The 16,320-nt window shown below is 63.4% G+C and carries 10 protein-coding genes; 5 read left to right on the plus strand and 5 right to left on the minus strand.

Features of this window, described 5'->3' with window-relative positions:
• Positions 1-30: 30 nt before the first annotated feature.
• Positions 31-2,268, plus strand: coding sequence for a DNA topoisomerase IV subunit A (gene parC, locus WJU21_RS00400; protein ID WP_346321404.1), 2,238 nt, complete (start codon positions 31-33; stop codon positions 2,266-2,268).
• Here parC and WJU21_RS00405 read toward each other — a convergent pair.
• The 4 genes from WJU21_RS00405 to WJU21_RS00420 all read right to left on the minus strand — a co-directional run bounded on the left by WJU21_RS00405 (position 2,265) and on the right by WJU21_RS00420 (position 5,437).
• Positions 2,265-2,660 (minus strand): hypothetical protein, encoded by a 396-nt coding sequence (locus WJU21_RS00405; RefSeq protein WP_346321405.1) that lies wholly within the window; start codon positions 2,658-2,660, stop codon positions 2,265-2,267. The genes parC and WJU21_RS00405 overlap by 4 nt on opposite strands.
• A 20-nt stretch (positions 2,661-2,680) precedes the next feature.
• Complete coding sequence (locus WJU21_RS00410) at positions 2,681-3,421, minus strand: arginyltransferase (RefSeq protein WP_346321406.1); 741 nt, start codon at positions 3,419-3,421, stop codon at positions 2,681-2,683.
• Positions 3,422-3,523: 102 nt separating this feature from the next.
• On the minus strand, positions 3,524-4,531 hold the full coding sequence (gene hemB, locus WJU21_RS00415; RefSeq protein ID WP_346321407.1) for a porphobilinogen synthase: 1,008 nt from the start codon (positions 4,529-4,531) through the stop codon (positions 3,524-3,526).
• 9 nt (positions 4,532-4,540) lie between these two features.
• Entirely contained in the window at positions 4,541-5,437 is an 897-nt protein-coding gene (locus WJU21_RS00420; RefSeq protein ID WP_346321408.1) for a LysR family transcriptional regulator, read from the minus strand.
• Between the two features lie 178 nt (positions 5,438-5,615).
• Between WJU21_RS00420 and WJU21_RS00425 the strand changes: the two genes are divergently transcribed.
• On the plus strand, positions 5,616-7,040 hold the full coding sequence (locus WJU21_RS00425; protein WP_346322424.1) for an aldehyde dehydrogenase family protein: 1,425 nt from the start codon (positions 5,616-5,618) through the stop codon (positions 7,038-7,040).
• A gap of 197 nt (positions 7,041-7,237) precedes the next feature.
• Here the strand turns inward: WJU21_RS00425 and WJU21_RS00430 are convergent, their stop codons facing one another.
• Positions 7,238-12,559 carry a hypothetical protein gene (locus WJU21_RS00430; RefSeq protein WP_346321409.1) on the minus strand — a complete coding sequence of 1,774 codons (5,322 nt, stop codon included), beginning with the start codon at positions 12,557-12,559 and terminating at the stop codon, positions 7,238-7,240.
• Positions 12,560-13,081: 522 nt separating this feature from the next.
• On the opposite strand from WJU21_RS00430, the gene WJU21_RS00435 reads away from it, so the two are divergent.
• Genes WJU21_RS00435 through mmsB form a run of 3 tightly spaced genes read left to right on the plus strand, consistent with a single transcriptional unit; the run spans position 13,082 to position 16,308 of the window.
• A complete protein-coding gene (locus WJU21_RS00435) occupies positions 13,082-14,224 on the plus strand; it encodes an isobutyryl-CoA dehydrogenase (RefSeq protein WP_346321410.1) in 1,143 nt (380 codons plus the stop codon).
• A gap of 28 nt (positions 14,225-14,252) precedes the next feature.
• Positions 14,253-15,332 (plus strand): enoyl-CoA hydratase/isomerase family protein, encoded by a 1,080-nt coding sequence (locus WJU21_RS00440; RefSeq protein ID WP_346321411.1) that lies wholly within the window; start codon positions 14,253-14,255, stop codon positions 15,330-15,332.
• Between the two features lie 46 nt (positions 15,333-15,378).
• Complete coding sequence (gene mmsB / locus WJU21_RS00445) at positions 15,379-16,308, plus strand: 3-hydroxyisobutyrate dehydrogenase (RefSeq protein ID WP_346322425.1); 930 nt, start codon at positions 15,379-15,381, stop codon at positions 16,306-16,308.
• The last annotated feature ends 12 nt before the right edge of the window (positions 16,309-16,320 follow it).

The following is a 16,320-nucleotide window of genomic DNA, read 5'->3' on the forward strand; positions in this document are numbered from 1 at the left end:
GAAAAACGCCCGTCCTGCTATATTCGGCGTATGAACGAACTGACCCCTCCAGCGGCCGGCGGCGACAATATCCGCGACGTGCCCTTTGGCGATGCGCTGAGCGAGCGCTATCTGTCCTATGCCCTTTCAACCATCATGGCGCGCTCGCTGCCCGACGTGCGCGACGGCCTGAAACCGGTGCACCGGCGGCTGCTGTTCGCGATGCAGCAGCTTCGGCTCGATCCGAATTCCGGCTACAAGAAGTGCGCCCGCGTCGTCGGCGACGTCATGGGCAAGTTCCACCCGCATGGCGACCAGTCGATTTATGACGCGCTGGTGCGCCTGGCGCAGAACTTTGCCGTCCGCTATCCGCTGATCGACGGCCAGGGCAATTTCGGCAATATCGATGGCGATAATGCCGCCGCCATGCGCTACACCGAATCGCGGCTCACCCATGTCGGCGAGGCGCTGCTCGAGGGTCTCGACCAGGACGCGATCGATTTCCGCCCGACCTATGACGGCCTCGACGAGGAGCCGATGGTCCTGCCCGCCGGTTTCCCGAACCTGCTGGCGAACGGTTCGCAGGGCATCGCCGTCGGCATGGCGACCAGCATTCCGCCGCATAATGTGGACGAACTCAGCCTGGCCATGCAGCATCTGTTGGCCCATCCCACCGCGACCACCGCGGAATTGCTGGTCCATGTGAAAGGGCCGGACTTTCCGACCGGCGGCATCTGTGTCGAGCCGGCCGACAGCATTGCCCGCGCCTACGAAACCGGTCGCGGCGGATTCCGGCTGCGCGCCAAGTGGGAGATCGAGGACCAGGGCCGAGGCACCTACCAGATCGTGGTCACGGAAATCCCCTACCAGATCCAGAAGTCCAAGCTGATCGAGAAGATCGCCGACCTGATCAACAACCGCAAGCTGACCGCCCTGCTGGCCGACGTGCGCGACGAATCGACGGAAGAGGTGCGCATCGTGCTGGAGCCGCGCGCGCGCTCCGTGGATGCGGCGGTGCTGATGGAAAGCCTGTTCAAGCTGACCGAGCTCGAGACCCGGGTTCCGCTGAACCTCAATGTGCTCGACAAGGACCAGGTGCCCGGGGTCATGTCGCTCAAGGAGGCGCTGCAGGCCTATCTCGATCACCGGATCGAGGTTCGGGTCCGCCGTTCCCGCTTCCGGCTGGGTAATATCGAGCGGCGCATGGAAATCCTGCGCGGCTACATGATCGTGTTTCTCAACCTCGACGAACTGATTGCCATCATTCGCCGCGAGGACGAGCCGAAACCCGTGATCATGGCGCATTTCGAGCTCAACGACGTCCAGGCCGACGCCATCCTCAACATGCGCCTGCGCTCGCTGCGCCGGCTCGAGGAAGAGGGCATGCTCAAGGAATTTGCCGGCCTTGAATCCGAGCAGGCCGAGCTTGTCGCGCTGATCGACAGCCCGTCCAAGCAACGCTTCGCGATCCGGCTGGAGCTGGACGCGCTGCGCAAGCGCTTCGGCAAGGACACGCCACTGGGCGCGCGCCGCACCCTGTTCGGCGAGGCGGCGTCCGTCGATATCGCGACACCCGAGGCGCTGATCGAAAAGGAGCCGGTAACGGTGATCCTGTCGCGCATGGGCTGGATCCGCGCCCTGAAAGGACACGTCGACAAGGCGTCCGAAATCAAGTTCAAGGACGGCGACGGACCGGCCTTCCAGGTGCACGTCCAGACCACCGACAAGCTGCTGCTGTTCGCCAGCAATGGCCGCTTCTACACGCTGGGCTGCGACAAGTTGCCGGGCGGGCGCGGCATGGGCGAGCCGGTCAGACTGATGATCGACCTGCCGGCCACCGACGATGTGATCGTGGCGATGCCCTACACGGCGGGCGCCAAGCTGCTGGTGGCCAGTTCGGACGGGCGCGGCTTCATCGTCGATGCCGATAGCGCGCTGGCCCAGACCAAGAACGGCAAGCAGGTGCTGAACGTCGACGGCAAGGTGAAGGCGAAGATTTGCGTGGCTGCCACGGGCGATACGGTCGCGGTGGTGGGCGAGAACCGGAAATTGCTGTTGTTCCCGCGCGACCAGTTGCCGGAAATGGCGCGCGGCCGCGGCCTGACCCTGCAGAAGTACAAGGATGGCGGCCTCGCCGACGCCAAGGTATTCAACCACGCGGATGGACTCACCTGGGCCTCGGGCGAGCGGACACGGACGGAAACCAACCTGCTCGACTGGACCGGCAATCGGGCCCAGGCCGGCCGCATGGTGCCGCGCGGCTTCGCGTCGAGCGGGAAGTTCAGTTAGGGAGCGACCGGAGTACGTGGCACCGGCTTAAGCTCGGTGGCGCCTTCCAGGCACACGCTGCGCAGCTGGTTGGGGCGCGCCGGCTCGAGCGGACACACTTCCCACTTGCCGTTGATCTCGATCGGGTTGGTGGCGAGCATGTCGCGCAGCTTCTCGGGCAGCACCAGGTTCTCGGGATCGTCGCCCGTGCCACGCACGCCGTAAAGCTGTTTGGTGCCGACCGGCCAGAGGCGGATCGCCGGGCTGCCGGTGTAGACGGACAGGCGGCCATAGAAGGTCATGCACTTGTCGACGACCTTCGGGCTGGCCTTGCAGGTGGGCGCGGTGTCGGCCAGAGCGGGGGCCGTGAGGACGGATGACGCCAGCAGCGCGATCGCGAGCAGTCTCGACATGGGCAAAGTCTCCAGGCAGTTCAGATCTTCATTTTCCGCCAGGAGTCGTCCGCATACATCTCCAGCGGTTGGAATTTCGCCTTGTAGGCCATCTTGTCCGATCCGGCGATCCAGTAGCCCAGATAGACATAGGGCAACCCCAGCTTCCGCGCCCAGTCGATGTGCGAAAGGATCATCGCGGTGCCAAGGCTGCGGTCGGCCATGTCGGGGTCGTAGAAGCTGTAGATCATCGACACGCCGTCATCGAGCACGTCGCTGAGGCAGGTGGCCACGAGCGGATCGCGGGGATCGAGCGGATCGATCATCCGGCGGCGGTACTCGACCAGATAGGTGCTGACAGGGGTCTCCTCGACCATGGTCGCATAGTCGATGGCGGTCATGCCGGCCATGCCGCCGTTGGAATGGCGCGAGTTCAGGTAGCCGGTCAGCAACTCGAACTGCTCCAGCGTGGCGTGGGCCGGCACGGGTGTCTGGACAAGGTCGCCGTTGCGGCGGGCGATGCGGCGCATGGTGCGGTTCGGCTCGAAATCCCGCACCGGGATGCGTACGGAAATGCAGGCATGACAGCCGTCGCAGGCCGGCTTGTAGGCGACTTTCTGCGACCGGCGGAACCCTACCTTCGACAGGCTGTCGTTCAGTTCCTGGGCGTGCGGTTCCTTCAGTTCGGTGAAGATCTTCTGTTCCAGCCGCCCCGGCAGGTACGGGCACGCGGAGGGCACCGTGAGATAAAATCGGGGAAAGCGGATGAACTGATCGGTCACGTGGTCGCTTCGTTACAGGAAGAAGTCTCCAAGCATGGCATGAACCCATGGAAGGTCAATGGAAGTTGTGCGCACCAGCCATTGGAGGGAGGCGCGCGGCCGCTAGCTTGCCAGCTTCTCGGCCACTTCCTCGGCGAAGTAGGTCAGGATGCCGTCGGCACCGGCGCGCTTGAACGCGAGCAGGCTTTCGACGATCACCCGGTCCCGGTCGAGCCAGCCGTTCTGTATGGCCCCGGCGATCATGGCGTACTCGCCCGACACCTGGTAGCCGAAGGTCGGGACGCCGAACTCGCGCTTCACCCGGTGAATGATGTCGAGATAGGGCATGCCCGGCTTCACCATCACCATGTCGGCGCCCTCGGCAATGTCCAGCGCCACCTCGCGGATCGCTTCATCGCTGTTGGCCGGGTCCATCTGGTAGGTCTTCTTCGACGCCTTGCCAAGTGACGACGACGATCCGATGGCATCGCGGAACGGGCCGTAGAACGCCGACGCGTATTTGGCCGCATAGGCCATGATCTGCACGTTGAGGAACCCGGCGGCGTCGAGGCCCTGGCGGATGGCGCCGATGCGGCCGTCCATCATGTCGCTGGGCGCGATGACGTCGCACCCGGCACGGGCCTGGACAAGGGCCTGCTGAACCAGGACCTCGAGCGTGGCGTCGTTGGCAACCTCGTCATTGATCAGGAGGCCGTCATGTCCGTGGTCGGTATAGGGATCGAGCGCCACGTCGCACAATATGCCAATGTCGGGGACCTGCGCCCTGATGGCGCGCACCGCGCGGCAGACCAGGTTCTCGGGATTGACCGCCTCGCGCCCGTCGCCGGTCTTCAGGCCGACCGGCGTTTGCGGGAACAGGGCGATCATCGGAATGCCCAGATTGGCCGCCTTGGCCGCTGCGTCCACCGCCATGTCGATGCTCAGGCGGTTCACGCCCGGCATGGAGGCGACCGGATCACGGACACCGTCGCCTTCCTGGACGAACAGCGGCCAGATCAGGTCGTCAACCGTCAGCACGGTCTCGGCCACCAGCCGCCGGGACCATTCGGTCCTCCGGTTGCGGCGCATGCGGGTCGTGGGAAAGCTCGGGGAAGCGGGGCGGCCGGTCATCTCTCTCCGTCAGGTGCGACCCATGAGCAGGGCCTGGTTCTGTTTCAGCAACTGGGTGAGAAAGTCGCACACGGCCTCCACGCGTGCAACATGGCGCAGGTCTTCGTGCACCACCAGCCAGAATTCACGCTTTACTTCCACCTCGTTGCGCAGCACGCGGACGAAGTTGGGGTCTGGCTCGGCGGCGAAGCAATGCAGGAAAGCAAGCCCAAGACCCGAAAGCGCTGCATTCGAATGAGCGACCACGCTCGTCGATTCAAACACGATCCGCGGATCCTTGATGAAGTCGTCGAGGAAGCGGAGCTGGGGCAGGGTGACCAGATCGTCGATGTACCAGATCAGGTCATGGTCGTTGAGATCCCGCTTGGTGCGGATCGGCCGCCTGTTGCGCAGATAGGATGGCGTTGCGTAAAGCCCCAGCGCGTAATCGGCCAGCTTCCATGCGATCAGCCGTCCGGACTGGGGACGCGACAGGGTGATGGCCAGATCGGCCTCGCGGCGCGACAGATCCAGCAGCGGCGTGCTGGCCACCAGCTCGATGGTGATTCCGGGATGCCGCTCGCGGAATTTGCCCATCTGCTTGGCGAGGAATTCGATGGCCAGGCCTTCGGTGGCGGCCATGCGCACCGTGCCGGTCAGCGTTGCATCCTCGCCCGATACGTCCTCGTACAATTTGATCGATTGAGCCTCGATCCGCTCGGCGTAAGCGAGCAGGGCGGTGCCGGCCTTGGTCGGTATGTAGCCGCGGGGCGTGCGGTCGAACAGTCTGGTATTCAATGCGTTTTCCAGCGCGGCGACGCGCCGCGCCACGGTCGTATGATCGACCTGCAGCGCACGCGCCGCAGCTGCCAGCCGTCCGCGCCTTGACAGTTCGAGCACGAAGCGCAGATCATCCCAATTGAACATGCGCGGACCCGCTTTCTGTGGATTTTTGCAGGGGTTCGGCGAGTAATTTCGCATAGCCCCGCAAATATGTCTTGTGTAGAGTCTGCGCCGTAATTTCGGGTGACGTGCACCCATGACCCAGCGGCCGGTTTTGGAGAGCGCCGTTCGCTTAAACGGGAGAAGACAATTGGCTACACAGATGTCGCAGTTGGTTTCCGATACGGAGCTTTCGCCCGCCCAGGAAATCGCCGCCCTCGTCGAGCGCTCGCGCAAGGCGCAGGCTCAGATCGAAAACTATACCCAGGAGCAGGTCGATGCGCTGATCCGCGCCATGGTGTGGGCCGTGGCAAAGCCCGGCGTTGCCGAGAAGATCGCCCAGTTCACCGTGGACGAGACCCAGCTCGGTAATTACGACGGCAAGTTCCTCAAGATTTCGCGCAAGACCCGCGCCACCCTCATGGACATCATCGACGACAAGTCGGTGGGCATCCTGGAAGAGGACAAGGAACGCAACATCATCAAGATCGCGAAGCCGGTCGGCGTCATCGGCGCCCTGGCGCCGTCGACCAATCCGGAAGCGACCCCGGTGATCAAGGCGATCCACGCCGTGAAGGGCCGCAACTCGATCATCGTGGCGCCGCATCCGCGCGCCAAGCTGACCAACAAGATGATCTGCGACCTGATGCGCGAGGCCATCGTCGCCATGGGCGCGCCGGCCGATCTGGTCATCGGCATCGACACGCCGTCGCTCGACAAGACCAACGAGCTGATGAAGCAGTGCGATCGTATTCTGGCCACCGGCGGCGGCGCCATGGTCACCGCGGCTTATTCGTCGGGCACGCCGGCGCTGGGCGTGGGCGTGGGCAACGCGGTCATCACCGTCGACGAGACCGCCGACCTGGACGATGCCGCCGAGAAGATCCGCATTTCCAAGACCCTCGATCTGGCGGCCTCGTGCTCGTCCGACAACTCGGTCGTGCTGGTCGACAAGATCTACGACCAGATGCTCGCCAAGCTGGAAGGCAAGGGCGGCTACGTCGTCAATGCCGCCGAGAAGGACAAGCTGCAGCACACCATCTGGCATGACGGCCACCTGAACACCGCCATCGTCGCGCAGCCGGCAACCAAGATCGCCGAGATGGCCGGCATCGACCTGCCGGAAGGCAAGACCTTCTTCATCGTGCCGGAAACCGGCTACGGCCCGGATCATCCCTTCTCGGGCGAGAAGCTGTCGGTGGTCATGGCGCTGTACCGCGTGAAGGATATCGACGAGGCGATCCTGAAGACCAACCAGATCCAGTCCTACCAGGGCCAGGGCCATTCCTGCGGCATCTACTCGAACAGCGACGAGAACATCCTGAAGCTGGCCAACGCGACCAAGACCTCGCGTGTCATGGTCAACCAGCCGCAGGCCGCGTCCAATTCGGGCAATCTGTGGAACGGCATGCGCCAGACCTTCTCGCTGGGCTGCGGCTCGTGGGGCGGCAACGGCACGAACAACAACATTTCGTGGCGTGACCTGATCAACGAGACCTGGGTCTCCAAGCCGCTGGCCGTCACCAAGACGATCCCTTCGGACGAGGAGTTGTTCGGCAAGGACATCATCGAGAAGTTCGACAACTAAGTCAGCCGATCTCGCGCCGTTCCGGCCTCAGGGCTGACGGCGCGATCGACGCAAAGGCCGCGCCCCGGCGCTTCGTCCGTCATGGATGGAAGCCCGGGGCGCAGGCGTGTCCGGCGCATGTGCACGGGCCCAACACGCGCGCATGGAAAAAGGGCCGGAACTGAGTTCCGGCCCTTTGCTGTTTCCGGACGGTGCCGTCAGTCTGCGGTGAGACGGTTGACGCCATTGTTGCCGATGGCGGTCGCGCCGACCTCGTTGCCCCTGACCGAGAACGTGCTGTTGCTGCTGGGGCCGCTCACGGTCCCGCCGCCCAGCCCGATGCCAACCGTCACGCCCGAGACGTTGGCGCTCACGGTGGTTTCGCTGTTCGTCTGCAGGTTGAAGATCGACGCGCTCGGGTGTTCGAAGGTGCCCGTATTCAGCGCCAAACTGCTCACGGCGCTGTTGCCTGTCGATTGGGCGAGGACCTGGTTGCCATTGACGGTCACGGCGCTGTCGTTGACGCCGAGGGCGCCCGCCAGTCCGTCGACGCCGACCAGTGTGTCGCTCACGGACGAGGTGACTGTGGTGGATGCCACAGACTGCCAGTTCAGGACCGCGTAGTCCGAACCGGTGACGCCGATGCCCATCGCCGGATCGATGGCGCCGCCAGCGCCGCTGCTCTCTTGCAGGCTGGCGCCGGCGCCGGATTGCACGGCATTCAGGGCATTGTTGCCGGTCGAAACCGACGTCACCGCGTTGTTCGATGTCGAGATGCTGCTGCCGCTTGCGCCTGCGCTGAAGTAGGAACGGAGCTGGGCCGCCGCCACCGACGACCTGATCTCCGATCCGGCGACTATGGCCTGGCGGCTGCCGGCCTGGCCGGTGGCGTCGCTGGACGAGCCGGCGTCGAGGACGAGGACGTTGCGTGCAACGAATCCGGCGGCCTTTGCCTGAATGGCATTGTTCTCCACCGTCACGGTATCGTTGTTGACCGGGGTCAGCGCATCGATACCGATATCGGTGACAAGATAGGTGCCCTGGTTATCCGCTCTGATATCCGTCTCACCCGACTGGACATTCAACACCGAGAAGTCGGCATTCAAGGTCAGGGTGGTAGTGGTGAAAGCCGGGGCCGCCGCAGGTGTCCCGCCTACGATGGCGGCGTCTGCCAGGACATTGAGCCGGTTGGAAACGCTGCCGCCTGTCGCCTGAGCGACGATCGCGTTGCCCTCGAGAGACACGGAGGCCGAGCGCGCGTCCGACATGTCAAAGACAGTGGCGGCAATCGTGTTGCCACCGATCGTGAGTGCGGTCGCGGCACTCCCCGATGTGACGATCTGTTGCGACACCACGCTGGCGCTGGGCGTGTCGCCTGCCGCGCCCACATTCGCCTTGGCGTCCAACGTCGCCGTATTGAAGGCTGTGTGAATGGTCGCGTCAGTCAGGACCAGGTTGTTGTCCACGGTTGCCGAGCCGCTGTCGAAACTATCGAGGACCACGGAAGTGCTGGTCGAGAACACTGTGGCGGTCAGCACGTCGTCCTGGTCGGACACAATCGCCTCGGCGCCCTGGACATTGACCACGCTGAGGTCGGCAGCAACGATTATATCCGACGAGCCGGCCGGGTCGATGACTACGCTGGGTGTGGTCAGTCCGGTGCCGCTGTACAGGTTGGTGCCCGTTGCCGTCGCGGAATTGGTGGCGCGGTTGGCCGAGACGATTGCCGCGATGGCATTGCCATCGGCTGCGAAGTGGCTGTCGGTGACGGACTGCGCGAGTTGCTCGCCTGCAGATGCCGAGATGTAGGCGAAGTACACATCCGAGGTCAGATTGGCGCCGTCATCCGTGGTTTGCTGCAGGCTGGCGACAAAGCCGGACACGTGGTTCGTGCCGAAATCCAGCGTGGCGCCGTTGAACGCATCGTTGCCGCGAGCCTCGCCGACGATGGCGTTGAGGCTTGCCGATACTGATGTGTCGTCGATGATGGGCACGAATTTCGCGTCCGCGATCACTATCGGCAACTGCAAGCCCGAGGTCACGTCGACGCCATTGGCCTGATAGGACGCAATGCCAAAGGCGAGGTCGTTGGCCGCCAATTCCGTATTCGCGGCGACATCCAGAATTTCGACTGATGGTGTCGCGGACACGGCTTCCACGTAGGACGTGCCGGATACATCAAGGAGATTGGTGGCATTGTTGACGCGACCCAGGGCGCGAATGCTGTTGCTGTCGGCCGACACGTCGCTCCCCGAAACCTGCGTATCGACACCTGCGACGCTCGCCTGAATCCTATCGAAATCGAGACTTGCGACCAGTCCGATTCCGACCCCGGCGTTGGCGCGTTGGTGGTTGGCGATGACGCCCAGCGGCCCGTTGGCCGCGCTCGCGGAACCTGCCTCGGACAGGTCGAATGTGGCAACGCTGAGGGTGAGGCTATTGGCCGCGTCATTGCCAAGCACCAGTACGGAAATGGTGTTCCTGTCGGCTTCGACGACGCTGCCGGCTAGCGAGCCGCCCTCGTTGTCGACGGTGCTGGAGACCGACACATTGTTCGCGGCGCCTATGACGCCGGCCGCGTTCAGGTCGCCGAATTCCTGGCTGTTCAGCAAACCGGTTTCCGCGCGCATCAGCGTGTTCCCGGCAGTGAAGCCGGCGAGGGACACGGAGCCCATCTCGACGAGGTTGACATCGCCGCCGGTCACGACGTCGACGACGTTCTGGCTGTTGGCCTGGACCATCAGATGGTTGGTTGCGGTGTTGATCCGCCCCGAACTCTGCAGCAGGTTGTCATTCGCCTGCGCGTCAATGTTGGCAATGGTCGTCGCGCCAGCCGATGCCAGAAGCTCAATCGAGGCGGCGGTCAGGGTGGCGTCCAGTCCGCCCGAGAACGAGCCTGCGCCGCCATCCTCGTCCGAGAATGTCTGGGTGTTCGCCAGGGTCGATGTGGCATCGAGCGTGATTGCGTCGACTCCCAGGCTGTTGCCGGCCTGGTTGCCGGCGCTCGCTGCCGTGATGCTGTTGAAGCTGGCGCTGATATCGGTGTTGGTCAGCGTGGACAGGGGATCCGTGCTGCCGACCTGAACACTGATCTTACCCTGGACATAAGCCGAAAACGACACAGGGTCGGCGTCGAAGCCGATGTTCTCGACGCTCTGGTCGTTGACCAGGACGAAGCCGCCCTGGACGACGGTGTCGGGCAGGCCATCAGGTGTGGCGTTGGGGATCACGGCATCGGCCAGCGACCGATAAACAGTCGCGACCGGCGTGCTCAACTGGTCGGTAGGGCTTGGGACGCCGTCGCTGACGGCGACCGCCGTGATGCTGATCATGTTGGACTTGGCGTCGACCAGGTTGCCAATGACACTGGCGGCCACGCGGTTGCCGTCGGCGCTGATGTCCGCATTGTCTATCGTCCGCGCCGTCGCGTTGACGGAAACAAGTCCACCGCCCAGCGGATCGTCGCTGTCGAGGACGGATGACGTCATGTTGAGATGGTCCGAGGCTATGGTGTCGGACCCTTCCGCAACCTGCAGGTTGATGACGCCGACCGTTCCGCTGAAACTCGACGCCTTGCCGTCGTCCGAGACAGTGAAGCTGTTCAGGGTCACCCGGTTGGCGACCGATTGGGCGCTGATGCTGTTGTCCGATGCGCTGATCGTGGAATCCTCGATGGTCGACCCGGCCGCGCCCTGGACATTGGCTGCCTCGACCGCGATGGCTCCGATGGTATTCGAGGTGTATTCGGATTCACGTGCGAACTGGCCGCTGACGATGCCGTAATCGGCTGCAACCCGGGATTCCATGGTCGCATGCGTGCTTTGTACGAAGTTGAACTGCGGGTTCACGGCGGCACCGGTCATGGTGCTGCCGTCCAGAGTGATGCGATTGGCCGCGATGTTGCCCGAGGCATCGGCAAACAGGCTGTTTTCATCCGCGCTGACATGGCTGCCGACAATGTCGCCCGTGATCGTGCCCAGGGTCGCGGCGCTGACCACAATATCGCCGTTCGTCGTGGCCGACGAACTGCTGCCGTCAGTCTGCAATTGTGCGTTGCCCAGCGACACCAGGCTGTCGAGTGTCGTGGCGCCAGCGACGGCGATGGTGTTGACCACATTGTTCCCGGTGGCGCTTGCGCCGATGCTGTTGCCGGTGGCCTCGACCTTTGACGTCAGCAGGCTTTCCACCAGCACATTCATGTCGCCGTCGTCGGTGTCGCCCGCCAGGTCGCCAACCTCTGCGTTGATCTCAAGCTGGCCGTACTGGTGATTGCCGATGAACAAGTCGCCGATCACATTGGTATTGCCGTCCGAACCGCTGCCGGCGATGAGCACTGTCGATGAGCGGGTCAGGCTGATGGCGCCGGTCGGGAACGTGCCGTTCTGGCTGATTCCGTCGCCCAGCCGCACAAGATTGCTGGCGGTATTGCCGGTGCCGGCAGCGGCAATCCGGTTGCCCGAGAAATCTATGGTGCTGCCGCTCATATTGCCGATCGGTGTCCCGGCGCTCAGGCCGGCTTCGATATCCGACTCGCTGACCTGGGCCAGGTAGGTACGGCCCGCGATCGTGTTGCGCTGTGCACTGGCGACACCGGCCGAACCGTTGAACATCAGGGCGCTCGCATGACCAGGGTCGAGCGCGTCGTCGAGGTTCACCTGATTGACGGCGCTGTTGCCGGTAATGGTCGCCTCGATGGTGTTGCCGGTGACGTTCAGCCCGGTGTTCTCGATCGTGCTCGTGGTGTCGATCACGACCGCCAGCGAACCGATGCGCGTGTCGTCGATCGTACTCGACGAGTTCGCCAGGCTGTTTTCCTGTACCGAAGCGACCAGCGCCGTCGCACTGGCGCCGATGGCATTGCCGTTTGCGGCATTGCCCAGGGTCGGGCCGCCGGAGATTGCGGTGAAGCCGCCTTCGGTACTGCTGAGCAGCGGGTTGATGTCACCGCTGACGGTGTTGATGGCTTCGTTGCCGATCGCCTGGGCAAGAATAGTGTTGCCGGTAAGGCCCTGGGTGCTGCCGGCGAACAAATCCGACGAGGAGATGCGAATTTCCGAAGTTGTGATCGAGGACTTGAGCGATGCGCCGTTGTCGCTGCTTTGCAACGAGGCGAGAGTCGCCGCCGAGGTGGCCCCGGAACCGGTCGCCGTCCACATCTCGATGCTGTTCCATGTCTGCGGATTCAGATGCAGGGGATCCAGGTAAGTGGGCGAAACGTCGTCGTACGTCACCGCCGTGTTCAGCACTGACAGCGTCGAAATCGAATTGTCGTCGACCAGAATGGCCACGACGCCGTCATAGTCTTGGGTCCCGGTCGTGGGAATGCCGACCAGGGTGCCGGAAACGGTAGCAACCGGATCAACATTGTTGTTGTTCTGGTTGTTGTTGATCGGCACGGATGTCGAACCGGCGGCGATCGTGACCGTCTCGGCGCTCCAGTCGACGATGGCATTGTAGAGCGAATCCGCCTGCGCCGTGCCGGCGACGTTCAAGGCCGTGGCAAGCGCAATGATGCTGACCGAAGCCAGTTTTTGGCCCATGTGCATAGGTAGCCCCCTCAAAAAAATACATGCTCAGATCCCGGTGCGTTGGCCCGACCGGGGAAGCTGCGCTGATCGTGCCCCTCACACGATCACGTGCAGATTATTGGCGGACGCTAGTCGAGCCAGTGGCCTGATACAACACGAGAAATTGGTGCTCATGCGCATTTATAGCGAAACGTTGCGAAGGCGTTTTTCCGGGCGCCGGAAAGGCTGAATCGAGCGATGAACGAGCGGGCCATACACGGCGAAACGGCCGGGCTTGCCCAGAACAGGGGACCCGAACCGGACGAGCGGATTTACCGGGTACGCAACACGGGAATGGCGGGCAGGATGCCGGCTGAGTTGGTCCCACTTTCGTGCAATTGCCCTAGGTTCCGAGCCGTTGATCCGGTCAGTTTTGTCGATCGGACGCTTTTCGGCCTTTTGTCCCGGCGAGCGCATGGGGTATGAATTGCGCGCAAAAACCCGGCGCCGTTGGACACCTGCCTCAACCCCACGCGCTGACTTGCGGAGGACACGATGGATTTTGAACTCAATGAGGATCAGCGCCTGTTTCAGGACACGGCGCGCGCGTTCGCCAAGGATGTGCTGGAGCCGAACGCTGCCCATTGGGACGAAGAATCCCATTTCCCGGTAGCGGAACTGCGCCAGGCCGCCGAACTCGGCTTCGCCGGCATCTATGTGCGCGACGATGTGGGCGGCGTGGGCCTGGGCCGTCTCGAATCCACCATCATCTTCGAGGAATTGTCGGCGGCGTGCCCGTCGACGGCGGCGTTCATCTCGATTCATAACATGGCGTCCTGGATGATCGACAATTGGGGCACGGAGGAACAGCGCCAGAAGTGGCTGCCGCGCCTGACCACCATGGAATTGATCGCGTCCTATGCGCTGACCGAACCGGGCGCCGGTTCGGATGCGTCGAGCCTGCGTACCAAGGCGGTACGCGACGGCGACTATTATGTGCTGAATGGCTCCAAGGCGTTCATCTCGGGCGGCGGACGGTCGGATATCTATGTCTGCATGGTCCGCACCGGCGAAGACGGTCCCAAGGGGATTTCGTGCATCGTCGTCGAGAACGGGACGCCGGGTCTGTCGTTCGGTGCGCAGGAAAAGAAGCTGGGCTGGAAGTCGCAGCCGACCTCGACGGTGAACTTCGACAATTGCCGCGTCCCCGTCGCCAATCGGATCGGCGCCGAAGGCGAGGGCTTCAAGATTGCCATGATGGGTCTGGATGGCGGCCGCCTCAACATCGGCGCCTGTTCGCTGGGCGGTGCGCGCGCCTGCCTCGAAAAGGCCATCGCCTATACCAAGGAGCGCAAACAGTTCGGCCAGGCGATCGCCGACTTCCAGGCGACCCAGTTCAAGCTGGCCGATATGGCGACCGACCTGGAAGCGGCCCGGCTGATGATCCGCTCGGCCGCGGTTGCGGTGAACGAAAAGCTGCCGGGCGCCACCACCAAGGCTGCCATGGCCAAACGCTTCGCCACCGACGTCTGCTTCGACATCGTCAACGATGCACTGCAGCTTCATGGCGGTTACGGCTATATCAAGGAGTACCCGATCGAGCGCTTCCTGCGCGACCTGCGGGTGCACCAGATCCTCGAAGGTACCAACGAGATCATGCGGGTCATCATCTCCCGCCAGATCATCAAGGACGGCTGAAACTTATTCTGACATCGAAGGGGAAGACATGACCGACGAACCTGAGGTCCTGTTCGAAAAGCGCGGCGGCATCGGTCTCATCACCCTCAACCGCCCGAAGGCGCTCAATGCGCTGAACCAGCCTATGGTGCTGGAGATCCACCCGAAGATGATCGAGTGGGCGGATGATCCCCAGGTAAAGGCGGTGCTGATCGTCGGGGCGGGCGACCGCGCATTCTGTGCCGGCGGCGACATCCTGTGGCTGCGCAACAACGGCCTCGAGAACCGCCCCAAGGCGCTCAGCTTCTATTGGGACGAGTATCGGCTGAACCGCTACATCAAGAACTATCCCAAGCCCTACATCGCCTTCATCGACGGCATTACCATGGGCGGCGGTTGCGGCCTGTCGGTGCACGGCGATTTCCGCGTCGCCACCGAGCGCACCATGTACGCCATGCCCGAAACCGGCATCGGCCTGTTCCCGGACGTGGGCGGCAGCTACTTCATGCCGCGCTGTCCCGGCGAGACCGGCATGTATTCGGCGCTCACCGGCGACCGGTTGAAGCCTGCCGATGCGCTGCATCTGGGTATCGCGACCACCTATACGCCGTCGGCGAAACTGCCTGACCTGCTGCAGGCACTGGAGACCGCCGACCTGTCGGACAAGGCCAGCATCGCCGCGATCCTGAACAGTTTTCACGAGGATCCGGGCACCTCGGACGTGAAGCTGCTGGAAGGCCAGATTGATGTGGTGTTCCGCGAGGATTCCGTCGACGCGATCATGGACGGCCTGAAGCTCAATGGGTCCAACTGGGCGCTCAAGACCCTCGACACCCTGTCGAAGAAATCGCCAACCAGCCTCAAGCTCACATTCCAGCAAATGCGCCGGGGCGCCCAGTCGAATTTCGATGACTGCATGCGGATGGAATACCGTATGGTCACCCGCACCATGGACGGGCACGACTTCTATGAAGGCGTGCGCGCCGTGATCGTCGACAAGGACAATGCGCCGAAATGGGTGCCGGACACCCTGGCCCATGTTTCGGACTCCGAAATCGACGCCTATTTCGCGCCGCTCGGCAAAGGCGACCTCCACTTCGAAGGCGCGCCGGGCGAGCGGGTCGACTAATTATTCATGAGGCGGGCCGCTGCCGCAGAGCAGCGTTCGCACGCTGATCAAGACGAGGGAGACGTCCCTCAAACGGGAGAGAAAAATGGCGAAGATCGGATTCATCGGCCTCGGCAACATGGGTGGCCACATGGCCAATAACCTGCTGAAGGCCGGCCACAGCCTGAAGGCGTTCGACCTGTCGAAGGAAGCGCTTGACCGTGCGGTGGCCCACGGCGCCGTCGCCGTGGCCTCGGCCCAGGAAGCCGCCACCGACGTGGACGTGGTGGTCAGCATGCTGCCTGCCGGCAAGCACGTCCGCGCCGTCTACGCCGATGCCGGCGGGGTCATCGACGCCGCGTCGCCCGGTACGCTGATCATCGACAGCTCGACCATCGACGTGCAGTCGGCGCGCGACGTGATCGCCGTCGCCCACAAGAAGGGTCTCGAGATGGTCGACGCGCCGGTCTCCGGCGGCGTCGGCGGCGCCCAGGCAGGCACGCTGACCTTCATGGTCGGCGGTTCGCAGGAAGGCTTCAACCGCGCCAAGCCGATCCTCGACCTCATGGGCAAGAACATCTTCTATGCCGGCGGGCCGGGTAACGGCCAGGCCGCGAAGATCTGCAACAACATGCTGCTGGGCATCGGCATGATCGGCACGTCGGAAGCCTTCAACCTGGCCGAGAAGCTGGGCCTGGACGCCAAGACCTTCTTCGATATTTCCTCGACCGCGTCGGGTCAGTGCTGGTCCATGACATCGTATTGCCCCGCGCCCGGCCCGGTGCCGACGTCGCCGGCCAATAATGAATACAAGCCGGGCTTCGCCGTCGACATGATGCTGAAGGATCTGCGCCTCGCCAAGGAGGCCGCCGACAGCGTTGGCGCCGAGACACCTTTGGGACATCAGTCCGAGGAGCTGTACTCCAAGCTGTCAGCCGACGGCCACGGCAACCTGGACTTCTCCGGCATCATCAAGATGCTGGCCGGCCGCCTGTAAAACCGTTGCCGC

Origin of the sequence: Emcibacter sp. SYSU 3D8 (assembly GCF_039655875.1) — a bacterium.
Classification (GTDB): Bacteria; Pseudomonadota; Alphaproteobacteria; order SMXS01; family SMXS01; genus RI-34.